The sequence below is a fragment of the Azospirillum aestuarii genome (assembly GCF_016632405.1).
GTDB lineage: Bacteria > Pseudomonadota > Alphaproteobacteria > Azospirillales > Azospirillaceae > Azospirillum > Azospirillum aestuarii.
This window is the reverse complement of the sequence record NZ_JAEPIV010000013.1, coordinates 142,688-164,360: the sequence shown is the minus strand read 5'-3', so window position 1 is coordinate 164,360 and position 21,673 is coordinate 142,688. Positions and strand designations below refer to the sequence as shown.

Genomic DNA, 21,673 nt, shown 5'->3' with positions numbered 1-21,673 from the left:
CTGCCGCTCTTCCGCTTGGCCATCTCTTTGCCGTATGGGTCCGCTCAGCGGTTCTTCCGGTACCAGCCGATCAGCCCATTGGTCGAGCCGTCATGCCCCAGAGCGCCGGTCGGGCCGCTTTGGAGTTCAGGCAGGATCTTCCCGGCAAGCTGCTTGCCCAGCTCCACGCCCCACTGGTCGAAGCTGTTGATGTTCCACACGATGCCCTGGACGAACACCTTGTGCTCGTACAGCGCGATCAGGGCGCCCAGCGTGTGCGGGTCCAGCTTCTTGAACAGAATGCTGTTGGACGGCTTGTTGCCCTCGAACACGCGGTGAGGGACTAGCGGCTCGACGGCGTCGGCCGGCTTGCCCGACTTGACCATCTCGGCGCGCACCTCGTCGGCGGTCTTGCCGCGCATCAGGGCCTCCGGCTGGGCGAAGAAGTTCGACAGCAGGATGCGGTGATGGTCGCCGATGGGGTTGTGGGTTTCCGCCGGGGCCAGGAAGTCGGCGGGGACCAGCTCCGTCCCCTGGTGGATCAGCTGGTAGAAGGCGTGCTGGCCGTTGGTGCCCGGTTCCCCGAAGACCACCGGGCCGGTGGCGTAGTCCACCCGCGCGCCCTGCCGGTCCACCGTCTTGCCGTTGCTCTCCATGTCCAATTGCTGGAGATAGGCGGGGAAGCGGTGCAGATACTGGTCGTAGGGCAGCACGGCGTGGGACTTCGCGCCCCAGAAATTGACGTACCAGACGCCCAGCATCGCCATCAGCACCGGCATGTTGCGGTCCAGCGGCGCGGTGCGGAAATGCTCGTCCATCGCGTGGGCGCCGGCCAGCAGCTCATGGAAGCGGTCCATGCCGATGCCGAGCGCGATGGGCAGCCCGATGGCCGACCACAGGGAATAGCGCCCGCCGACCCAGTCCCAGAAGCCGAACATGTTGGCCGGATCGATGCCGAACTTGCGCACCTCCGCCTCGTTGGTGGAGACGGCGACGAAATGCTTGGCGACGTGGGCGGGGTCGCCGGCGCTCTCCAGGAACCAGCGCCGCGCGGTGTGGGCGTTGGTCAGCGTCTCCTGGGTGGTGAAGGTCTTGGACGCGATGACGAACAGCGTCGTCTCCGGGTCCAGCCATTCCAGCGTCTCGCTGATGTGCGTTCCGTCCACATTGGAGACGAAATGCACGCCGATCTGCGGGTGCAGATAAGGGGTCAGCGCCTCCGTCACCATCACCGGGCCGAGGTCGGACCCGCCGATGCCGATGTTGACGACGTCGGTGATCGGGTGGCCGGTGTAGCCGGTCCAGGCGCCGTCGCGGACCTGCCGGACGAAGCGCTCCATGCGGTGCAGGACGGCGTTCACCTCCGGCATCACGTCCTGGCCGTCCACCAGCACGGGGCGGTTGGAGCGGTTGCGCAGCGCGGTGTGCAGGACGGCGCGGTCCTCGGTGATGTTGATCCGCTCCCCGGCGAACATGCGGTCGCGCCAGCCCTCCACGTCCTGCTGGCGGGCGAGGTCGAGCAGAAGGGTCCGAGTCTCCTCGGTGATGCGATTCTTCGAATAATCGAACAGCAGGCCGCAGGCTTCCAGGGAGAAGCGGTTGAAGCGGTCGGCGTCGGCGGCGAACAGGTCGCGCATGTGGAGGGCCGAAACGTCCTGGCGGTGACGGGCCAGGGCTTCCCAGGCGGGCGAACGGGTGAGCGCTGACATTGGGATTTTGCCTCCTTCTCGCGTGCGCGGAGCCTAGCACCGTTCGGTGCGCGGCGGGTACGCGCCAAAGCGGCGCATCCAACGTGCACAAAGGTCTAGGGTGAGCGGACTATGCGGGGCGGACGATGAAACCGGCAACCGCTGCCCTGTGTTCTTTTCGGGACAGGAGGTGACGATGACCGATCCCAGCAAACCCGAACAGAATCCGCCGGTTCCGGCTGAGGAGGAACGCCGCGAGGACGAGCGGCCCGATCAGGTGGGCATCATCCCCGGCAAGGTGCCGGGCCGCCCCGTGGACCCCGGCGATCCGCGCTTTCCGGGGAGCCAGCCGGACTTGGCGTGAGTGACGTGGTCGCGGCGGGGCCCCCTCCCGACCTCCCCCCGCTTCGCTGGGGGAGGAGAAAAGCCTCCCCTGCGTCAGCTCTCGCGCAAACCAGAGGTTTGCGCTGACGCGGCAGGCGGACCTTTGGTCCGCCGAGAGCGGGGGAGGGTTGGGTGGGGGCCCGTCGCAACAACGTTGCTCAGCTTCCCCCCTCGATCGTCCGCGTCGCCGTCACGCCTTCCGGACGGCCGACCAGCACGGTCAGCAGCCGGTTGGGGTCGAGCAGCCGCTTCGCCACGCGCTGCACGTCCGCCTGGGTGACGCCGTTGATGAAGGCGTCGCGGCGGTCCAGATAGTCGATGCCCAGCTGGTCGCGCTTGACCTGGAGCAGGATACCCGCGATCGCCTGCGTGCTGCCGAGTTGCAGGGGGAAGCTGCCGGTCAGGTAGGTCTTGGCGTCGGCCAGCTCCTCCTCCGTCACGCCCTCGTCGGCCATGCGCTTCCACTCCTGGCGCATGATGTCCAGGGCCTGCCCGGCCTTGGCGTTCACCGTGTTGCCGCCGGCCATGACCAGCGCGGAATGGTCCATCGGGATCAGGTAGCTGTAGACGCCATAGCTGAGGCCGCGCTTCTCCCGAACCTCCTCCATCAGGCGGGAGCCGAAGCCGCCGCCGCCCAGGACGTAGTTCATCACGGTCGCCGCGTACCAGTCTGGATCGGCGCGCTTGAGCCCGGTCTGGCCCATCAGCATGACGGTCTGCGCCGTCGGGCGGGTGGCGACCAGCGTTTCGCCCAGCCCCTTCGGCTCGACGTCGGGAATGGCGGCGTTCGCGGACGTCGCCGGCAGGCCGCCGAACACATGGTCGAGTGCGCGGCCCAGATCCTCCGGGCTGATGTCGCCCGCCGCGGCGACGACCAGACGGTCGCGACCGAAGCCGTTCTTCACGAAGCCGCGCAGGTCGTCCGGCGTGATCGTCGGCAGCGACTCCAGCGTGCCGCGGATCTCGTCGCCGTAGGGATGGCCGGGGAAAGCGGTGGAGTAGAACAGCCGCCGCCCGACATAGTTGGGATCGGCCTGATCGCGGCGCAGGCTGGACAGCACGGCGGCGCGCATGCGCTCCACCGCTTCCGCGTCGAAGCGCGGCTCGGCCAGCGACAGGCGGGTCAGCTCGAACGCTTCGTCGCGGCGGTCGCTCAGCGTGCGAAGGCTGCCGCCGAAACCGTCGCGCCCGGCGTCGTAGCCCAGCGCGATGGCGTTGTCCTGAAGCCGCGCGGCGAAGGCCTGGCTGTCATAGGGGCCGGCGCCCTCGTCCAGCGTGCGCGCCGCGAGGTTGGCGAGGCCCTCCTTGCCCTTGGGGTCGGACGCGCCGGCCCCTTCGAAGGCCCATTCCAGGGCGATGATCGGGACCTTGTGGTCCTCGACCAGCCACGCCTCGATCCCGCCGGGGCTGACCACCCGCTTGATCTCGATGGCGGTTGCCGGAGTGGTGATGGCGAAGGCGAAAAGGAAAAGACAGGCGCCGAAGACGCGCTTGGACATGAGGCGCTTGGATAGGACGATCATCTCAGCTTCCCTTGTCCTGGAGCGGCAGCAGAAGGCCGGTGACGTGGTTGGTCTGGCCCAGAACGGCGCGGGCGGCGGCGTTGACCTGATCGGCGGTCACGGCGTCGATGCGCACCGGCCAGTTCTCCACATCGTCGATGCTCTGGCCGGTGGCGACGGCGGCGCCCAGCGTCTGGGCCGGGCCGGTCAGGCTGTCGCGGGCGTAGGCGGCCTCGGCCAGCATGCGCTTCTTGGCGGTGGCCACCTCCTCCTCCGTCACGCCCTTCTCGACGAGCGTCAGTATGTCGGCCTCCAGCGCCGCTTCCAGTTTCTCCATGGTCACGCCGGGGGCCGGCGAGGCGCCCGCCGCCAGCGAGGTCATGTCCCAGGCCGACGGGCTGTAGCCCAGCCAGGCCGAGGTGGCGATGCGCTGCTCGACGACGAGGCTGCGGTAGAGGCGGGAGGTCGGGCCGCCGCTCATGATCTCCGACAGCACCTGGAGCGGGTAGGCGTGACCCTCCTTGTCGGTGCGGTAGGAGGGGGCGAGCCAGTTGCGGCGGATGGAGGGCTGGCGCACCTCGTCGTCGCGCAGGATGACCCGGCGGGCGGCGCTGATCGGCGGCTCCTGCACGCGGACGCGCTCGGGCACCGGGCGGGCGGCGATGCCGCCGTAATACTTCTCGGCGAGCGGCTTCAGCTCCTCCGCCGTCACGTCGCCGGACACCACCAGCACGGCGTTGTTGGGCGCGTACCAGCTCTTGTAGAAGGACTCCGCCTCTTCCCGCGTCAGGGTGGCCATCTCCTGCGGCCAGCCGATGATCGGCGTGCCGTAGGGGTGGTGGACGTAGAGGGTGGCGTTGATCTGCTCGCCGATGCGGTCGGCGGGTTCGTTCTCGATGCGCTGGCGGCGCTCCTCGATGATGACGTCGCGCTCCGGGTAGACCAGTTGATCGGTGAGGCGGAGGTTCGACATGCGGTCGGCCTCCATCTTCATCACCAGCTCCAGCCGGTCACGCGCCACGTTCTGGAAATAGGCCGTGTAATCCCAGGAGGTGAAGGCGTTGTCGCGCCCGCCGTTCTTGGCGACGATGCGGGAGAAGGCGCCGGGCGGAACCTCCTCCGTCCCCTTGAACATCAGATGTTCAAGGAAATGGGCGATGCCCGACACGCCCCGCGGCTCGTCCGCCGCACCCACCTTGTACCAGACCATGTGGGTGACCACCGGCACGCGCTGGTTGGTCACCAGCACGACCTGCATCCCGTTGGACAGGGTGAAGGTCTCCGGGAAGAAGACGCCCTTCTCGGCGGCGAAGGCTGGGGCGGCGGCGGGGATGGCGCCGGCCAGGGCGAACGCCAGGACGCCCGCGGCGGCGAGCCGGCGCCAGGGCCGTTTCCAGGGTGGCGGGGCGGTGGGGCCGTTGGGGAGCATGGGCCTCTCGTTGGGAGCGAAGGGGACGGGAATGCAAAGGGGGCGTCCCCGTCTGGGAACGCCCCCTAGATACTGGTGCGGCGAAGCACCCGGAACAATGCCCTGAGTTGGGGCCCTGAATTGGGCTCCTGAAATCGGCTTAGAACAGCCCTTCCAGCGGCGCCCGGCGCTTGCGCTCGATGGTCGGGACGGTGCCGTCGTTCAGCGCCTTGCCGGTGGCCTGGGCCTCGCGCAGGCGCTGGTTCTCCTTCTTCGGATCGACGACCTCGTAGGGCTGCTCCTGCGTCTGCCAGAACAGCAGGGAGTCGATCCAGCTTTTGTCGGCGACGACGAGCTGGGTCGTCTCCTGATCGACCTTGTTGCGGATGCCCGGCTCGATGCCGCTCTTGGCGCCGGCCTGGGCGATCAATGCCGACTCGCCCGCCGTGTGTCCGGCGGTGGCAGCCGTGGCGCGCGAGGAGCCGCCGAAGACCGAGGCGGCGGCCACGGCGGCCGAGGTGGCGTCCTGCGGGCGCGCCGCTCCGGGGCGCGGCTCCGGCAGGCGGGCGAGGCTCGGCGGCATGGTCAGCGGCGCGCGGGACACGACCGTGAACTCATCCGGGCTCGTGCGGTCGAGGCCGATGGAGCGGCGGACGTCGGTGCATCCGGTGAGCGCCAGCGCGACGAGCGCCAAGCCCAGCAGCGGACCCCGCCCCAGGGAACGGGTGGAGCGCCGCGCGATGGAGGAGGCGAAGGAAAGCATGGTCACGTTCGAGTCCCGTCGTCTAGTCGTCAGGCCGCTTGTCGTCGGGCCGCGTCCCTTATAGCGGCTCCGTCGCGTGAACTATTACGACTTTTCGCGGCCCGCGAACAGCCCATCCAGCACGAGAAGCGCCACGCCGACGCTGATTCCGCTGTCCGCCACGTTGAAGGCCCAGAAATGCCACCCCCCGATGTGGAAATCGAGGAAATCGGCGACGGCCCCATAGAGGAACCGGTCGATCACATTGCCGATGGCTCCACCGATGACCATCCCCAGCGCCAGCGCGAGGTAGCGCCGGTCGGCCTGCCTCAGCCAGAGCAGCAGCGCCACCACGATGGCGAAGGCCACCGCGGCCAGCACGTAGGGCATCCAGGCGTGGGAGCTGCCGAAGGTGCCGAAGCTGACCCCGGTGTTCCAGGCCAGCACGAGATTAAAGAAAGGCGTGACCTCGACAACCCGTGGATAGGGTTGCATGACCACGTCGAGAATCCACCATTTGGTGAGCTGGTCGAGGACCACCACCAGCGCGGCGACGGACAGGCCGAAGACCGTGAAGCTGCGGCTGCCGGACGTGGAGAGGCTGCTCATGGAGTGCTCCTGCTCCCTCTCCCCTCTGGGGAGAGGGTCGGGGTGAGGGGGTTGCGCGTTTGCCGGACGCGGCGAGGAGGCGGAACCCCCTCACCCTAACCCTCTCCCCAGAGGGGAGAGGGGATAAGGCGCAGGCTCCGGCAACGCGTATTAGAACGCCGGTTCCGCGTCCACGGCTTCGGCGCAACGGAGGCACAGCGTCGGGTGTGCGGCGTTCGTGCCGACCTCCGGAAGGATCTTCCAGCAGCGCTCGCACTTGCCCCCTTCGGCGAGTCCGGGCACCACCGCGATGCCGGCCACGTCGGGAAGGACGAAGGCGCCCTCGGGGGCCGTGCCTTCCGCCACCGTGATCTGCGAGGTGATGCAGATCTCGGCGAAGTCCACGCCGTCGAGCAATGCCTTGGTCGCCGCGTCCACGAAGACGGTCGGGTTGGCCTGGAGCGACGAACCGATCTTCTTGTTGGCCCGCTCCAGCTCCAGCGCGCCGGTGACGGTGCGGCGGACGATGCGGATGGACTCCCACTTGGCGGCGAGATCGTCGTTACGCCACTCCGCCGGGATGGCCGGGAAGACGCGCAGATGGACGCTTTCCTCGGTCCAGCCATCGACGCCGGTCAGGCCCGCGGGACGGGCGAGCCACGCCTCCTCCGCGGTGAAGCAGAGGATCGGGGCCAGCCACGCGGTCAGGGTGGAGAGCAGATGCTCCATCACCGTGCGGACCGAGCGGCGGCGGACCGAGCCGGCCGCGTCGCAATAGAGGCTGTCCTTGCGGACGTCGAAGTAGAAGGCGGACAGCTCGACGGCGCAGAAATTGTGGATCGCAACCGACAGGTCGTGGAAGTCGTAGGCCTCGATCTTGGCGCGGATCAGCGCGTCCAGCTCCGACAGGCGGTGCAGGACCCAGCGCTCAAGCTCCGGCATCTCGGCGACGGCGATCCGCTCGGCCGGGGTGTAGTCGGCCAGCGCGCCGAGGATGTAGCGCAGCGTGTTGCGCAGGCGGCGGTAATGGTCGGCCTGGTACTTGATGATCTCCGGACCGATGCGCTGGTCCTCGGTGTAGTCGGTGCTGACCACCCAGAGGCGCAGGATGTCGGCGCCGTACTTGTCGCAGACCTCCTGCGGGGCGACCACGTTGCCCAGCGACTTGGACATCTTGCGGCCCTGCTCGTCGAGCGTGAAGCCGTGCGTCAGCACCGCGTCGTAGGGCGCCCGGCCGCGCGTGCCGCAGCTTTCCAGCAGGGAGGAGTGGAACCAGCCGCGGTGCTGGTCGGAGCCTTCAAGGTACAGGGACGCCGGCCACTTCAGCTCCGGCCGCTGCTCCAGCACGAAGGCGTGGGTCGAGCCGGACTCGAACCACACGTCGACGATGTCCTTGACCTGCTCGTAATCGTCGGCGCGGTAGGCGTTGCCGAGGAAGTCCTGCGCCGGGCGGGCGAACCACGCGTCGGAGCCTTCCTTCTCGAAGATGTCGGCGATGCGGTTGAACACCTCGGCGTCGCGCAGGATCGCGCCGTTGTCCTTGCGGACGAACAGGGCGATCGGCACGCCCCAGGCGCGCTGGCGGCTGATGCACCAGTCCGGACGCTGCTCGATCATCGCGCGGATGCGGTTCTCGCCCTGGGCGGGGAACCACGTCGTGTCGGAGATCGCCTGCAGCGCCGTCTTGCGAAGGTCGTTCGTCTCCATGGAGATGAACCACTGCGGCGTGGTGCGGAAGATCAGCGGGGCCTTCGAGCGCCAGCTGTGCGGGTAGCTGTGCTTGACGCGGCCCTTGGCGAGCAGCGCCCCGACCTCCTGGAAGGCCTTCAGCACGGCGCCGTTGGCCTCGCCCGGCTTGCCTTCGGCGGTGTAGACGCGCAGGCCGGCGAACAGCGGCACATGATCGTAGTAGCGCCCGTCCTCGCCGACCGTCTGCGGCACCTCGATGCCGTTGGCCTGACCCAGGTGGAAGTCGTCCTCGCCGTGGCCGGGTGCTATGTGGACGAAGCCGGTGCCGGCGTCGGTCGTCACGAAGTCGCCGGCCAGCAGCGGCACCTTGAAGTCGTAGCCGCTGCGGGTCAGCGGGTGGTGGCAGTAGCCGCCGGCCAGACGCGAGCCGGGGAAGCGGTGCAGCAGCCGCGCGTCGGCGATCTTGGTTTCCTTGAAGACGCTTTCGGCCAGCGCGGTGGCGATGACCAGCCGCTCGCCGACCTCGGCGAGGCTACCCTCCTCGACCGCCAGCACCTTGTAGGTCGCGTATTCGATGTCGTCGCCGAAGGCGATGGCGCGGTTGCCCGGCAGGGTCCAGGGCGTGGTCGTCCAGATGACGATGTTGGCGTCGTCGACCTCCGGCGCCGGCGAGCCCCAGATGGCGAAGCGCGCGAAGACCGTCGTCGAGGTGTGGTCGTGGTACTCGATCTCCGCCTCGGCCAGCGCGGTCTTCTCCACCACCGACCACATGACCGGCTTGGCGCCCTTGTAGAGGCCGCCGTTCATGGCGAACTTGTGGATCTCGCGGACGATCTGCGCCTCGGCGGGCAGCGTCATGGTCAGGTACGGGTCGGCCCAGTTGCCCTCAACGCCCAGGCGGCGGAACTCGCCGGCCTGCACATCCACCCACTTCTGGGCGAACTGGCGGCACTCGGCGCGGAACTGGTTGAGCGGAACCTCGTCCTTGTCCTTGCCCTCGGCGCGGTACTTCTCCTCGATCTTCCACTCGATGGGCAGGCCGTGGCAGTCCCAGCCGGGGACGTAGTTGGCGTCGAAGCCCTGCATCTGGCGCGAGCGGACGATGACGTCCTTCAGCACCTTGTTGACGGCGTGGCCGATGTGGATGTTGCCGTTGGCGTAGGGCGGGCCGTCGTGCAGGACGAACTTCTCGCGGTCCTTCGCCGTCTCGCGCAGCCGCTGGAAGAGGCCCATGTCCTCCCAGCGCTTCAGCAGCTCCGGCTCCTTGGTGGGCAGGCCGCCGCGCATGGGGAAGTCGGTGCGGGGCAGGAAGACGGTGGACTTGTAGTCGCGGGTCATCGGGGATTCCTGGAAGACGAATTCTTCGGGCGGCAGCGGTCGGGCCGCCCGACGCACACACGGAATTGCCCGGCCCTCCTCAGAGAGCCGGGCCGGTAATTCGCGCCGGAGGCGCCGTGACCCGCCAATCGAGCTTCATGGCGCGGATATTAGCGGGGTGTGCGGTGCGGTCAAGGAGCAGGGCGAGCGGCTTTCCCTGCGAAGGGCCTCAGTCGAAGCTGGCCTTGCCACCATGGGCGGCGGACCAGCCGACCGGGTCGTTCAGGAACTTCTCGACCTCCGACAGGGTGTTCTCGTCGAAGTACCGGTTCTCGCGGGCGACCTTCAGCACGTCCCACCAGGTGCACAGCTCGTGCAGGCGGACGCCGATGCGGTCCATGTTGGTCTTCGACTGCGGGAAGATGCCGTAATGGAAGATCACGAAGCTGTCGGTCACCGTGGCCCCGCCGTTGCGCAGCGCGGTGACGAAGTTCTCCTTGCTCTTGCCGTCGGTGGCGAGGTCCTCGACCAGGATGACCCGCTGCCCCTCGGTCAGCACGCCCTCGATCTGGGCGTTGCGCCCGAAGCCCTTCGGCTTCTTGCGGACATACTGCATGGGCAGTTCCAGCCGTTCGGCGATCCAGGCGGCGAAGGGGATGCCTGCCGTCTCGCCGCCGGCCACCGCATCGATGCTCTCGTAACCGATCTCGCGCTCGATGGTCTGGACGGCGAAGTCCATCAGGGCCTTGCGCGCGCGCGGGAAGGACACGATGCGCCGGCAGTCGGTGTAGACCGGGCTCGCCCAGCCGGAGGTAAAGATGAAGGGCGTCTCGGCGTTGAAATGCAGCGCCTTGATTTCCAGCAGGATCTTCGCGGCGGTGGCGGCAATCGTGGCCCGGTCACCATTGGTCGGGGCGGGCAGGGCGGCGGCGGTGGTCATGGCCTAACGGCTCCCAGGGAGGCTCAAACTGCCCCGTGTGTAGCCCCCCGGCGTGCGAATCGCAATGGGGCGGGCTCGCCCTTCGCCGTCACTTCCCCGGCAGCGCCAGCGTGATGCAGCGGGTCAGCACCGGACGGCGACGGCTCGGCGGCCTTGCACGGTTCCATCGTCGCTCAGCCCTCTGCTCCGCCGGCCGGCTCCTTGGTCAGCACGGCGCGGGCGGCTGCGGCGTCCTGGACGATCTGGTCCTTCAACTCGCCGAAGCTGCCGAACTTGCGCTCCGGCCGCAGGAACTCGATGAGCTGCACGCGCAAATGCTGGCCGTAGAGGTCGCCGTCGAAGTCCAGGATGTGGGTTTCCAGCCGTTCCACCGTTCCGCCCACGGTCGGGCGGCGGCCCAGGTTGGCGACGCCGTTGCGCCAGACCGTGCCCGCCCCCTGGTCCACCCCGGTGCGCACCGCGTAGACGCCGAAGGCGGGGCGCAGATAGTCGGCCAGTTCGACATTGGCGGTGGGGAAGCCGATGGTGCGGCCCTTGTGGTCGCCATGCTCCACGCGCCCCTCGATCTCCCAGGGGGCGCCGAGCAGCCGGGCGGCCTCGCGCGGGTTGCCGGCGACCAGCGCGTCGCGCACGCGGGTGGAGGAATAGACGCCGTCCGCATCGTCGGCCACCGGCCCGACCTCGGTCACGCCGAAGCCGTAGGCCGCGCCGGCCTGACGCAGCAGGGCGGGGTCGCCGCCGCGGCCGTGCCCGAACAGGAAGTCGTAGCCGCAGACGACGTGCCGCACGCCAAGCCCGGCCACCAGATCCTCCTGGATGAAGGCGTCGGCGGTCTTGTGCAGGAAGCTCTCGTCGAAATGGCAGACGAACAGCAGGTCGACCCCCAGCGCCTCGATGTGGCGGGCCTTGACGCGGAAGGGCGACAGGCGGAAGGGGGCGTCATCGGGGCGGAAGACCGAGCGGGGATGCGGCTCGAAGGTCATCACCGCCGAGGGCGCGCCGAGATCGCGGGCGATCCGCTGGGCGGTGGCGATCACCGCCTGATGACCGCGGTGCACCCCGTCGAAGTTGCCCAGGGCGACGACGGCCCCGCGGGCGTCCTCCGGCAGGTCGGCGGTGTGTCGGAACAATCGCATGCGTCACGCCCTGATGGTCTGCGGGCCGCGGACGGCCCCCGGAAACGATGGCGGCCCGCCGGGGCGGGCCATGCCATGGGCGTCTTATATAGACCGGAGCCGGCGCGTGGTCTACGCACCGGCGACCGGCAAGTCGTTTCACGTGTTAAAGGCTTGCCCGCTTTACAGGTTTGGCGGGATCAGCCGCGCGACGGGACCATCAGCAGGGCCTCGCCCTCGATCACCACCGTCTCGCCGACGGTGCAGACCGTGCGGACGACGGCGCGGCGCTTCTCCGGGATGATCTCGGTCACGGTGGCGCGGGCGGTCACCGTGTCGCCGGCGCGGACCGGCGCCTTGAAGCGCACGGTCTGGCTCATGTAGATGGCGCCCGGACCCGGCAGCTTGGTGCCCAGAACGGCGGAGATGAAGCTGACGCTCAGCATGCCGTGGGCGATGCGGCCCTGGAACATGGTGCCGCTGGCGTATTCCTGGTTCAGGTGGACCGGGTTGGTGTCGCCGGAGATGCCGGCGAACAGCACGATGTCCGCCTCGGTAACCGTCTTCGCGAAGGACGCCGTCATGCCGACGGTCAGATCCTCGATGCAGTGGCCCTCGTTGTCCTTCAGGACTTGGCGAACATCATCCATACCGCGGTTCCTTTTCATCAAGCACCGGCAGAGCGGTGCGGCAACACGTATGGTGCAATGCGATATATGCACTGCAACCACGTGATGGCAACACGACTCGCCTGAAAAAGTGAAAAAACCGCTAACCTCTTTCGAAAGAGGAGGCAGTCGAGGCCTTTCGCCTGCTTCCTCTGGCCCGGCGATTTCAGATCCGTGACAGTAAAAGTCCGGAGCGGCTCCAGTTAATATGTGTACTGACAATTCGGCGTGCTGCACCGCGGAATGCGCGGCGACTCGGGGGCGGACGTCTTGACATCCCGCCGTCGCGGCCAACCGTCACCTTTCATCCCTTCCCCGAACCGTGACGGAGTCCGACCCATGCTCCACCGCTTCGCGCTGGTCACCGGCGGCACCTCCGGCATCGGCGCCGGCTTCGCCCGCGCCCTGTCCGCCGACACCGGCCTTCTGCTGGCCGCCCGCAACGCCGAGGCACTGACCGCCCGCAAGGCCGAGCTGGAATCCGCCGGCCGCCGGGTGGAGGTGCTGTCCGCCGACCTGACCACCGACGAAGGGCGCAACGCCCTGATCCAGAAGGCGGAGACGCTGGAGATCGACCTGCTCATCAACAACGCCGGGTCCGGCGCCTTCGGGCCGGTGCTGGACAACGCGCCGGAGGCGGAGCGGGCGACGGTGGAGCTTAACGTGGTGGCGACCACGGTGCTGACCCGCGCGCTGCTGCCCGGCATGATCGAGCGGGCGGCGCGCGACGGGCGGCGGGCGGGGCTGATCCTGGTGTCGAGCACGGCGGCCTTCCAGCCGGTCCCGTTCCTCGCGACCTACTGCGCCAGCAAGAGCTTCATCCTGGCTTATGGCGAGGCGCTGGCGACGGAGCTGAAGCGCAAGCCGGTGGATGTGCTGGTCCTGTGCCCCGGCGCCACCCGCACCGCCTTCGGCAAGCGCGCCGGCTTCGCCCTGAACGCGCTGCCGGGGGCCGCCGATCCGCTGGACGTGGCGCGGGAGGGGTTGCAGGCTTTGGGGTGCCGCACGGTGCATGTGCACGGCTTCGGCGCCCGCAACATGCTGCGCCCCTTCCTGTGGTCGCGCCACGCGGCGTCCGGCGGGTTGGGCGCTCTGCTGGCCGCCTTCGACCGCGGCCAGCGCGCCGGCAGGACCGTCCGCCCGCCGCGGGCCTGACCCTAAAGCGAATTTTCATTCGCTTTAGATTCATACGGCCTCATTTGCCGGCCGGGCTTCGGCCGGGACCGCAGTCGCGGTCCAAAGCGGATTGAAATCCGCTTTAGCGGTCGGACCCCGACCCGCTCTGCTGATCGGCGCGGGACGAGCCGGACCGGGCGGCGCCGGTCCCTTTCTTGTCAGGCGAGGGCTGTTCGGCGACCTGAGTCTTGTCGGCCTTCTCGGCCTTGGCCTCGACCTTCTCCTTCACGGACTCGGTCGGCTGTTCGGACGGCTTGGCCTCGACGCGGACCGGGGCCACGCCGTCCTCGATCATGTCGAGCTGTTTGGCGGCCTTCTTCGACAGGTCGATGACCCGCCCGTCCACATAGGGGCCGCGGTCGTTGACGATGACGTCGACGCTCTTGCCGTTGTCCTGGTTGGTCACGGTGACCTTGCTGCCCAGCGGCAGCTCGCGCGAGGCGGCCGTCGGCTTGTTCTGGTCGAAACGCTCGCCGCTGGCCGTCTTCTTGCCGTGGAACGAGCCGCCGTAGAAGGACGCCTCGCCCTCATGGACGATCACCGGCTCGCCCTCGTCCGTACGCTCCACGGCGATCGGCGGCACCGACGCGTCCTTGGGGCTTTGCGATTTGGATGAGGGCTGGGCCTGGGCGGCGGCCATGGGGGATAGGGACAGGGACAGGGCGCAGAGCGCCATGGACAGTGTACGCGCCATGTGCATTCGAATGTACCTCCCATCGGACCTGGACAACATCCGGGGTTGGGTGGGGGTTCCACCGAATGGCGGGCGAATGGCCGGCCCCGCCGCCGGACGCTGGACCCGCCCGGCCCGATGATGCTTCAATCGTCCCGTCAACGATGGAGAGCGCGGGAATGGCCGTCAGCGTGGCGGATCTGGGTGTGGAGCCACGATTCGGCTGGGTGACGATGGGGGACGGGACCCGGCTGCGCACGGCCCATTGGACGGCCACCGCCACCCCGCCGCGCGGCACCGCGCTGCTGCTGACCGGCCGGGCCGAGTTCATCGAGAAATACGCCGAGACGGCGGGGGAGCTGCTCGCCCGCGGCTTCGACGTCTTCGCCTTCGACTGGCGCAACCAGGGCCTGTCCGACCGGCCCCTGCCCAACCGCCAGATCCATCACCTGGACAGCTTCGACACGCTGGCCGGCGATCTCGACGAGGTTGTGGAGCAGCTGGTGAGGCCGCGGCGGCACGGGCCGCTGCTGCTGGTCGCCCACAGCATGGGCGGGCTGGTCGCCCTGATGGCCCTGCTGCGCAACCCGGCCCTGTGCGACGCGGCGGTGCTGACGGCGCCGATGTTCGACATCTTCACCGGTCCGGTGCCGCGCCGCATGGCGGTCTGGCTGGCCGAGCGCCTTTGCGCCCGCGGGCGGGCCGCCGAATACGCCTTCGGGCAGCACGATTACGACCCGGTGGAGGGGCTGTTCACCCCGGTCAACCCGATCACCGCCGACCCCCGCCGCTACGCCACCTACCACGACGCCTTCCGCGACCGGCCCGAGCTGCGGGTGGGCGGGGTCAGCTTCGGCTGGGTGCGGGCGGCCCTGCGCGCCGCCGACCACATCCGCTTCACCGCAGCGTTGGAGCGGGTGACGACGCCCATCCTGCTGCTGAGCGCGCCCGCCGACGCCGTCGTCCGCTCGGAGTCGCACCGGCTGGCCGCCGCCCGGCTGGGCAACGCCGTGCTGAAGGAGCATCCCGATGCCAAGCACGAGCTGCTGATGGAGCGTGACGACATCCGTGACCGGGTGTGGGCGGACATCGACGCCTTCCTGGCCGCCCTACATCTGTAAGCCGGGCATCTGTAGGCCGGGCTGTGCTAGGTCCTTGGCGCCGACGGTCACGCGCCCACATGATGGACGTTTTGCCACCGGCTTTACGCCCGTCTTTACGCTCAAGGGTCTGCCTTCCATGTCCGATTTCTGGAAAGAGTCCGGTTTCCATCTGCTGACGCGCGACGCCGACGGCTGGCTGGCGGTCACGCCGGACTTCCTGCGCGCCTATCTGATGCGGCCGGAGATGCGCCCGCCCGAGGACGCCTGCGAGACCGAGCACACGCTGTTCGCCGGCCTGCTCGACGATCCCGCCCGCCCCGTGCCGCCGGGCATGGTGGAGGCGCTGGCCGACGCGGACGCGCGGGAGAACTGGGCGGTCTGGCTGGGCTTCCGCGACCGGCTGCTCGCCGCCGGCACGGTCGAGGGCTGCTACCTCCGCCTGTTCCGCGAGGGGGCGCGGGGCGTGCCGGGTCTGTTCATCGACCAGATGGCCCATGTGATCCTGCGCAACATCCTGGACGGCACGCCGTCGGGCCTGCGGGCGCGGGCGGGGGAGCTGTTCTTCCGGCCCCAGACGGTGTCGGTGGACGACGGGCGGGTCCGGCTGGCCGACAGCGAGACGGTGGAGATGCTGGCCGCGACCGGCGGCTTCGGCAGCCTGGGCCGGCTGGTGGTGGAGGCCGGGACCGTCCCGCGCTCCGTCGATCTCGACATCCTTGACGAGACCAACCACCCCCGCTACTGGGAGCGCGATTCGCGGCACGACACCGTGCTGGACGTGACCTTCGCCGCGGCCGGGCTGGACGCGCTGTGCCGCGTCCTGGAAGGCTGGGTACGGCATTTCCTGGGGGTGGCGGTGTCGATCCAGCCGGTGCAGCGGATCAGCGACGAGCGCTGGGTCTGGCATGTCGGGCTGGACGGGGAGGCCACGGCGATCCTCAACGACCTCTACAACGGGGCCGAGGTGGGAGAGGAGCGGCTGGCCCGCATCCTGTCGCTGTTCCGGCTGGAGTTCGCCGACCCCGCGGCCATGCGCGCCGACATCGCCGGGCGGCCCGTCTATCTGGCCCTGGCGATGACCGCCGACCGCAAGCTGCGCCTCAAGCCGCAGAACCTGCTGGTCAACCTGCCGCTGACACAGATGAACTGATCAGCAATCCTATAACCATACTGTAAGTGTGACTATCTGCCGCCCCGGCGGCGGGCGGGCGGCGGCTTATAATGATGTTTCCTGAAGGGGGAAACGTCATGCAATTAAACAATACGCAGCCGAAGACGATGAAGCCGAACCTTGCCGACCCGCGTTGGGCGACGATGGCGTGGCAGGACGGCTTCGGCGTCGGAAACGCCGTGATCGACGCCGACCACAAGCGCCTGTTCGAGTTGTTCAACGAATTCGTCACCGCGGTGAACGAGTTCCGCGCCGACAGCGAGATCCAGGATGTGCTGAGGGAGCTGCTCGACTACACCGACACGCATTTCGACCGGGAAGAAACGCTGATGCGCGAGCACGGCTATCCCGACTACACCGCCCATAAGGCGCTGCACGACAGCTTCGTCCGCCAGCTTCACGACGTGAACAGCGCGCTGGACGCGGGGGGCGAGAAGGGCGCCTTCGTGCTGGGCTTCCTCGCCAAATGGCTGTCCGGCCACATCCTGGGCGTGGACACGAAACTGGGCGCCTACCTGCGCGATCGCGGGGTGGAGTCGTAAAGGGCAAAACCCCTCTCCCCTCCGCTCACGCGCAAACGAAGTTTGCGCTGACGCGACAGGCGGACCTTCGGTCCGCCGAAAGCGGGGAGAGGGTGGCCCGAAGGCCGGGTGAGGGGGATGTGCTGGTGCCGGACGTACCGCCACGCGCAACCCCCTCACCCTAACCCTCTCCCCAGAGGGGAAAGGGGAAATATTGATGTTCAGCGCGTCACTGCTTGTTCGGCTCGCCGCTGTTCTTCGGGCCACGGTTCAGCGAGGTCATGCTGTCGTTGTACTCGAACTCCGGCATGTCGCGCACGCTCGCCTGGGTGACGTCGCGCAGCGTGATCGGGCCGTTGCCCGGAAGCACGTCGGCCAACGCGATGTCCGCGGCGATCTCCTTGCCGCCGATGCCGAGGAAGCCCCCGCTCTGGATCACCAGGAGCTGCGCGTTGCCGTCCGGTCCGAGGATCACGTCGGACACCTTGCCGACCTTCTCGCCGTCCGCGCCGATCACCGTGCGGCTCATCAGATGCTCGACGCTGGCGCCGCCCGTGGCGTTGCTTGTGGGGCCGGCCGGGCGGGCGCTCTGGCCCTGGTCCATGATGACCGAGTTCGGGGCCTGGGCGCCCGGGGTTTGGGCCGAACCGCCGGTGCCGGTCTGGGCCACCGCGGCGCCGGTCGTCAGCGCCAGGGCGGACAGGGTCGCGATCACCGTCTTGTGCATGGAAGGTCTCCTCGTTGCACGAAACCGCCCCTTCCAACCGGAGGGAGCGGGAAAGGTCGCGCGGGGCCGCCTGTGACATCGTTGGGCGACTCGGGCACCGTTGGAGCGGCCCTGCCGCAGGGCTGGTCCAGCGGGAAAACGTGGCGCTGCGGGTGAGGGGATCGGAAGAAGGGCTTACCGCCGATTCGCCCCCTGTGACTCCTGCGTTCGGGTGGTCCCGGCAACCCCGCGAAAATGACGGATTCCTTACAGAAACCGGGCGCTGGAGGCTCCCTGCGCGGGACTAGATGTGGGGGGTGGGTGGATTTTTTCCGGGAACCCGCGGCGGCTTGGCCCGTTGACCGGAAGCGCCATATCTAGGAGGTGGGCCCGCGTCAAGCACACAATATCTTGGGCCGGCTCTTGCTTGGCCCAAAGCTTGAGGCTAGGATGCGCACCAACATACAGGGTGTTGCGTTCGTCAGCCAGCGCGAGCTGCGCCGCACGGAGCGCGACACCTTTGTTCGCCAGCCAGAGGGAGCACGAGTCACATGCGGGTCCAGCGTCGTTTCACGAAAGAGGGTCAGGATGCTTACGCCGCTCTCGGCTTCCGCCGCACGACGAGCGAGATCCGCAACCCTGACGGCTCTGTGGTCTTCCAGCAGACGGACATCGAGGTTCCCGACAATTACAGCCAGGTCGCCAGCGACATCCTGGCCCAGAAGTACTTCCGCAAGGCCGGCGTTCCGGTCGCCCTGAGGGCGGTCGAGGAGAACACCGTCCCGTCCTGGCTGTGGCGCAAGACCGCTGATGAATCGGCGCTGGCCGCCCTCCCGAAGGAGAAGCGCTACGCCGGTGAGAAGTCGGCCAAGCAGGTCTTCGACCGTCTGGCCGGCACCTGGACCTATTGGGGCTGGAAGGGCGGCTATTTCGACACCGAGGCCGACGCCCGCGCCTTCTTCGACGAGATGCGCTTCATGCTGGCCGCCCAGATGGCGGCCCCGAACAGCCCGCAGTGGTTCAACACCGGCCTGCACTGGGCCTACGGCATCGACGGCCCGAGCCAGGGCCACTTCTACGTCGATTTCAAGACCGGCCTGCTGACCTCCTCGGCGTCGGCCTACGAGCACCCGCAGCCGCACGCCTGCTTCATCCAGTCCGTCGCCGACGATCTGGTGAACGAGGGCGGCATCATGGACCTGTGGGTCCGCGAGGCGCGCCTGTTCAAGTACGGCTCGGGCACCGGCTCCAACTTCTCCCGCCTGCGCGGCGAGGGTGAGAAGCTGGCCGGCGGCGGCAAGTCGTCGGGCCTGATGAGCTTCCTGAAGATCGGCGACCGCGCGGCGGGCGCCATCAAGTCGGGCGGCACCACCCGCCGCGCGGCCAAGATGGTCACGGTGGACATGGACCACCCGGACATCGAGGCCTACATCGACTGGAAGGTGACCGAGGAGCAGAAGGTCGCCGCCCTCGTCACCGGTTCCAAGATCTGCCGCGAGCACCTGACCGCCATCATGGCCGCCGCCCAGGACGGCCAGGACCCGAAGGTCAACAAGGAGCTGAAGAAGGCCGTCGTCGCCGCCCGCAAGGCGCAGGTGCCGGAGAACTACGTCCAGCGCGTGATCCAGTTCGCCGGCCAGGGCTTCACCAGCATCGAGTTCAAGACCTACAACACCGATTGGGACTCGGACGCCTACCTGACGGTGGCCGGCCAGAACTCCAACAACTCGGTGCGCATCTCCGACGACTTCATCCAGGCCGTCCTGAACGACGACGAATGGAGCCTGATCCGCCGCACCGACGGCACGGTCCACCGCAAGCTCCGCGCCCGCGACCTGTGGGACAAGGTCGGCTACGCCGCCTGGGCCTGCGCCGATCCGGGCGTGCAGTTCGACACGACGATCAATGACTGGCACACCTGCCCGGCCTCGGGGCGCATCAACGCCTCGAACCCGTGCTCGGAGTACATGTTCCTCGACGACACGGCCTGCAACCTCGCCTCGCTGAACCTGATGTCGTTCCGTCTGAAGGACGGCTCCTTCGACGTCGAGGCGTTCGAGCACGCCTGCCGCCTGTGGACCATGGTGCTGGAAATCTCCGTGCTGATGGCGCAGTTCCCGTCCAAGGAGATCGCCCAGCTGTCCTACGAGTTCCGCACGCTGGGCCTGGGCTTCGCCAACCTCGGCGGCCTGCTGATGGCGTCGGGCCTGTCCTACGACTCGGCGGAAGGCCGCGCCTACTGCGCCGCCATCTCGGCGGTGATGACCGGCGTCGCCTACGCCACCTCCGCCGAGATGGCGCAGGAGCTGGGCGCCTTCCCGGCCTATGAGCAGAACCGCGACCACATGCTGCGGGTCATCCGCAACCACCGCCGCGCCGCCTGCGGCGAGATGGAGGGCTACGAGGGCCTGTCGGTCAAGCCGGTGCCCTTCGTCGCCGACGAGTGCCCGGAGCAGGAACTGGCGATGGCCGCCGTCCGCGCCTGGGACATGGCGCTGGAACTGGGCGAGCAGCACGGCTTCCGCAACGCCCAGGCCACGGTGGTCGCCCCGACCGGCACCATCGGCCTGGTCATGGATTGCGACACCACGGGCATCGAGCCGGACTTCGCGCTGGTGAAGTTCAAGAAGCTGGCCGGCGGCGGCTACTTCAAGATCGTCAACCGTCTGGTGCCGGAGGCCCTGCGCACGCTGGGCTACACCGCCGACCAGATCGCCGCGATCGAGCGCTACGCGGTCGGCCACGGCACGCTGAAGGGCGCGCCGGGCGTCAACCACGAAACGCTGACGGCCAAGGGCTTCCCGGCCGAGGTGCTGGAGAAGCTGGAGGGCAACCTCGCCACCGCCTTCGACATCAAGTTCGCCTTCAACCGCTGGACGGTCGGCGCCGACGTCATCGTCGACACGCTGGGCATCCCCGCCGAGCAGATGGACGCGCCGGGCTTCGACCTGCTGACCGCGCTGGGCTTCACCAAGGCCGAGCTCGAGGCGGCGAACACCTTCTGCTGCGGCGCCATGACGCTGGAGGGCGCGCCCTTCCTCAAGGACGAGCACCTGCCGGTGTTCGACTGCGCCAACCCCTGCGGCCGCATCGGCAAGCGCTTCCTGTCCTGGGAATCGCACATCACCATGATGGCCGCCTCGCAGCCCTTCATCTCCGGCGCCATCTCCAAGACCATCAACATGCCGAACACGGCGACGGTGGAGGAGTGCAAGGACGCCTACCTGCTGTCCTGGCGCCTGGGCATCAAGGCCAACGCGCTGTACCGCGACGGCTCCAAGCTGAGCCAGCCGCTCTCCGCCGCCCTGCTGGACGACGAGGAGGACGCGGTCGAGGAGATCGTCGAGGCGGCGAACGCCACCCGCACCCAGATGGTCTCCGAGCGCATCGTCGAGAAAGTCGTGGAGCGCATCATCGAGCGCAAGCGCACCGAGCGCGAGCGCCTGCCGCACCGCCGCAAGGGCTACACCCAGAAGGCGACCGTCGGCGGTCACAAGATCTACCTGCGCACCGGCGAGTATGAGGACGGCCGCATCGGCGAGATCTTCATCGACATGCACAAGGAGGGCGCCGCCTTCCGCTCGCTGATGAACAACTTCGCCATTGCGGTGTCGATCGGCCTGCAGTACGGCGTGCCGCTGGAAGAGTTCGTGGAGGCCTTCACCTTCACCCGCTTCGAGCCGTCGGGCATGGTCACCGGCAACGACACCATCAAGATGGCGACCTCGGTCATCGACTACATCTTCCGCGAGATCGCCATCTCCTACCTGGGCCGCACCGATCTGGCGCACGCCACGCCGGAGGATCTGGTGCCCTTCACGGTGGGCAGCGGCGACAAGCAGGGCGACCTGCCGGAGACCGGCGCGGTTCAGCCCTCGGACATCGTCCGCAAGGTCGCGTCCACCGGCTATGTCCGCAACAACCTGCGCGTCCTCAACGGCGGGCAGACCCAGCGGGCCTCGGCCGCGGCGGCCCTGGCCGCCACCGGCGCCGCGGTCCAGGCCACGGCGTCCGCCGCCCACGCGGCGGTGGCCTCCAGCCCGGCGGTCGGCGCCGCGGTGGTCCATGCCGGCGGCACGGCCCCGGTCGGCGGCACCACCGGCACGGCCTACGGCGGCAGCAACGGCGACCAGCGCTACGACCGCATCCGCGAGGCGCGCGCCCGCGGCTACGAGGGGGATCAGTGCGGGGAGTGCGGCAACATGACGCTTGTCCGCAACGGCACCTGCCTGAAGTGCGACACCTGCGGCTCCACCACGGGCTGCAGCTGAGGCCAGCCGGCTCCATCCCCGGCATGGCGTGG

General features: G+C 68.6%; 17 protein-coding genes. 6 read left to right on the top strand and 11 right to left on the bottom strand.

What is annotated here, in order from left to right; translation table 11 throughout:
- Window positions 1-44 precede the first annotated feature (44 nt).
- Window positions 45-1,688, bottom strand: coding sequence for a glucose-6-phosphate isomerase (gene pgi / locus JJL56_RS21065; protein WP_200486154.1), 1,644 nt, complete (start codon window positions 1,686-1,688; stop codon window positions 45-47).
- Window positions 1,689-1,863: 175 nt separating this feature from the next.
- Between pgi and JJL56_RS21060 the strand changes: the two genes are divergently transcribed.
- The gene (locus JJL56_RS21060) at window positions 1,864-2,031 is read left to right on the top strand and encodes a hypothetical protein (protein ID WP_200486153.1); all 168 of its coding nucleotides are present in this window, start codon (window positions 1,864-1,866) and stop codon (window positions 2,029-2,031) included.
- A gap of 178 nt (window positions 2,032-2,209) precedes the next feature.
- Here JJL56_RS21060 and JJL56_RS21055 read toward each other — a convergent pair whose 3' ends face one another.
- From JJL56_RS21055 to JJL56_RS21020, 8 genes are all read right to left on the bottom strand, one after another.
- Entirely contained in the window at window positions 2,210-3,574 is a 1,365-nt protein-coding gene (locus JJL56_RS21055; RefSeq protein WP_200486152.1) for a M16 family metallopeptidase, read from the bottom strand.
- Between the two features lies 1 nt (window position 3,575).
- On the bottom strand, window positions 3,576-4,982 hold the full coding sequence (locus tag JJL56_RS21050; RefSeq protein WP_200486151.1) for a M16 family metallopeptidase: 1,407 nt from the start codon (window positions 4,980-4,982) through the stop codon (window positions 3,576-3,578).
- 139 nt (window positions 4,983-5,121) lie between these two features.
- Entirely contained in the window at window positions 5,122-5,724 is a 603-nt protein-coding gene (locus JJL56_RS21045) for a DUF3035 domain-containing protein (protein ID WP_186452979.1), read from the bottom strand.
- Window positions 5,725-5,808: 84 nt separating this feature from the next.
- Window positions 5,809-6,312, bottom strand: coding sequence for a signal peptidase II (gene lspA, locus JJL56_RS21040; RefSeq protein WP_200486150.1), 504 nt, complete (start codon window positions 6,310-6,312; stop codon window positions 5,809-5,811).
- A gap of 150 nt (window positions 6,313-6,462) precedes the next feature.
- Window positions 6,463-9,318, bottom strand: coding sequence for an isoleucine--tRNA ligase (gene ileS, locus JJL56_RS21035; RefSeq protein ID WP_200486149.1), 2,856 nt, complete (start codon window positions 9,316-9,318; stop codon window positions 6,463-6,465).
- 208 nt (window positions 9,319-9,526) lie between these two features.
- Window positions 9,527-10,237 carry an orotate phosphoribosyltransferase gene (locus tag JJL56_RS21030; protein WP_200486148.1) on the bottom strand — a complete coding sequence of 237 codons (711 nt, stop codon included), beginning with the start codon at window positions 10,235-10,237 and terminating at the stop codon, window positions 9,527-9,529.
- A 173-nt stretch (window positions 10,238-10,410) separates the two neighbouring features.
- Complete coding sequence (locus JJL56_RS21025; protein ID WP_200486147.1) at window positions 10,411-11,373, bottom strand: bifunctional riboflavin kinase/FAD synthetase; 963 nt, start codon at window positions 11,371-11,373, stop codon at window positions 10,411-10,413.
- Window positions 11,374-11,552: 179 nt separating this feature from the next.
- Entirely contained in the window at window positions 11,553-12,002 is a 450-nt protein-coding gene (locus JJL56_RS21020; protein ID WP_014239679.1) for a MaoC family dehydratase, read from the bottom strand.
- A gap of 357 nt (window positions 12,003-12,359) precedes the next feature.
- On the opposite strand from JJL56_RS21020, the gene JJL56_RS21015 reads away from it, so the two are divergent.
- Window positions 12,360-13,175, top strand: a complete 816-nt coding sequence (locus tag JJL56_RS21015; protein ID WP_186452970.1) for an SDR family NAD(P)-dependent oxidoreductase — start codon at window positions 12,360-12,362, stop codon at window positions 13,173-13,175.
- Window positions 13,176-13,278: 103 nt separating this feature from the next.
- Here the strand turns inward: JJL56_RS21015 and JJL56_RS21010 are convergent, their stop codons facing one another.
- On the bottom strand, window positions 13,279-13,896 hold the full coding sequence (locus JJL56_RS21010) for a septal ring lytic transglycosylase RlpA family protein (protein ID WP_145626741.1): 618 nt from the start codon (window positions 13,894-13,896) through the stop codon (window positions 13,279-13,281).
- 152 nt (window positions 13,897-14,048) lie between these two features.
- Between JJL56_RS21010 and JJL56_RS21005 the strand changes: the two genes are divergently transcribed.
- From JJL56_RS21005 to JJL56_RS20995, 3 genes are all read left to right on the top strand, one after another.
- Complete coding sequence (locus JJL56_RS21005) at window positions 14,049-14,990, top strand: alpha/beta fold hydrolase (RefSeq protein WP_145626742.1); 942 nt, start codon at window positions 14,049-14,051, stop codon at window positions 14,988-14,990.
- Window positions 14,991-15,108: 118 nt separating this feature from the next.
- The gene (locus tag JJL56_RS21000; protein ID WP_200486146.1) at window positions 15,109-16,122 is read left to right on the top strand and encodes a DUF6352 family protein; all 1,014 of its coding nucleotides are present in this window, start codon (window positions 15,109-15,111) and stop codon (window positions 16,120-16,122) included.
- A gap of 98 nt (window positions 16,123-16,220) precedes the next feature.
- Window positions 16,221-16,685: a bacteriohemerythrin gene (locus tag JJL56_RS20995; RefSeq protein ID WP_186452971.1), complete on the top strand. Its 465-nt coding sequence runs from the start codon at window positions 16,221-16,223 to the stop codon at window positions 16,683-16,685.
- A gap of 208 nt (window positions 16,686-16,893) precedes the next feature.
- Here the strand turns inward: JJL56_RS20995 and JJL56_RS20990 are convergent, their stop codons facing one another.
- Window positions 16,894-17,391, bottom strand: a complete 498-nt coding sequence (locus JJL56_RS20990) for a PRC-barrel domain-containing protein (RefSeq protein WP_247890484.1) — start codon at window positions 17,389-17,391, stop codon at window positions 16,894-16,896.
- 530 nt (window positions 17,392-17,921) lie between these two features.
- Between JJL56_RS20990 and JJL56_RS20985 the strand changes: the two genes are divergently transcribed.
- Window positions 17,922-21,641, top strand: a complete 3,720-nt coding sequence (locus JJL56_RS20985) for a vitamin B12-dependent ribonucleotide reductase (RefSeq protein ID WP_200486145.1) — start codon at window positions 17,922-17,924, stop codon at window positions 21,639-21,641.
- The last annotated feature ends 32 nt before the right edge of the window (window positions 21,642-21,673 follow it).

Excerpts from the sequence above, each read along its gene's own strand:
- pgi (WP_200486154.1), bottom strand. The coding sequence starts at position 1,688 with ATGTCAGCGCTCACCCGTTCGCCCGCCTGGGAAGCCCTGGCCCGTCAC.
- JJL56_RS21060 (WP_200486153.1), top strand. The coding sequence starts at position 1,864 with ATGACCGATCCCAGCAAACCCGAACAGAATCCGCCGGTTCCGGCTGAG.
- JJL56_RS21055 (WP_200486152.1), bottom strand. The coding sequence starts at position 3,574 with ATGATCGTCCTATCCAAGCGCCTCATGTCCAAGCGCGTCTTCGGCGCC.
- JJL56_RS21050 (WP_200486151.1), bottom strand. The coding sequence starts at position 4,982 with ATGCTCCCCAACGGCCCCACCGCCCCGCCACCCTGGAAACGGCCCTGG.
- JJL56_RS21045 (WP_186452979.1), bottom strand. The coding sequence starts at position 5,724 with ATGCTTTCCTTCGCCTCCTCCATCGCGCGGCGCTCCACCCGTTCCCTG.
- lspA (WP_200486150.1), bottom strand. The coding sequence starts at position 6,312 with ATGAGCAGCCTCTCCACGTCCGGCAGCCGCAGCTTCACGGTCTTCGGC.
- ileS (WP_200486149.1), bottom strand. The coding sequence starts at position 9,318 with ATGACCCGCGACTACAAGTCCACCGTCTTCCTGCCCCGCACCGACTTC.
- JJL56_RS21030 (WP_200486148.1), bottom strand. The coding sequence starts at position 10,237 with ATGACCACCGCCGCCGCCCTGCCCGCCCCGACCAATGGTGACCGGGCC.
- JJL56_RS21025 (WP_200486147.1), bottom strand. The coding sequence starts at position 11,373 with ATGCGATTGTTCCGACACACCGCCGACCTGCCGGAGGACGCCCGCGGG.
- JJL56_RS21020 (WP_014239679.1), bottom strand. The coding sequence starts at position 12,002 with ATGGATGATGTTCGCCAAGTCCTGAAGGACAACGAGGGCCACTGCATC.
- JJL56_RS21015 (WP_186452970.1), top strand. The coding sequence starts at position 12,360 with ATGCTCCACCGCTTCGCGCTGGTCACCGGCGGCACCTCCGGCATCGGC.
- JJL56_RS21010 (WP_145626741.1), bottom strand. The coding sequence starts at position 13,896 with ATGCACATGGCGCGTACACTGTCCATGGCGCTCTGCGCCCTGTCCCTG.
- JJL56_RS21005 (WP_145626742.1), top strand. The coding sequence starts at position 14,049 with ATGGCCGTCAGCGTGGCGGATCTGGGTGTGGAGCCACGATTCGGCTGG.
- JJL56_RS21000 (WP_200486146.1), top strand. The coding sequence starts at position 15,109 with ATGTCCGATTTCTGGAAAGAGTCCGGTTTCCATCTGCTGACGCGCGAC.
- JJL56_RS20995 (WP_186452971.1), top strand. The coding sequence starts at position 16,221 with ATGCAATTAAACAATACGCAGCCGAAGACGATGAAGCCGAACCTTGCC.
- JJL56_RS20990 (WP_247890484.1), bottom strand. The coding sequence starts at position 17,391 with ATGCACAAGACGGTGATCGCGACCCTGTCCGCCCTGGCGCTGACGACC.
- JJL56_RS20985 (WP_200486145.1), top strand. The coding sequence starts at position 17,922 with ATGCGGGTCCAGCGTCGTTTCACGAAAGAGGGTCAGGATGCTTACGCC.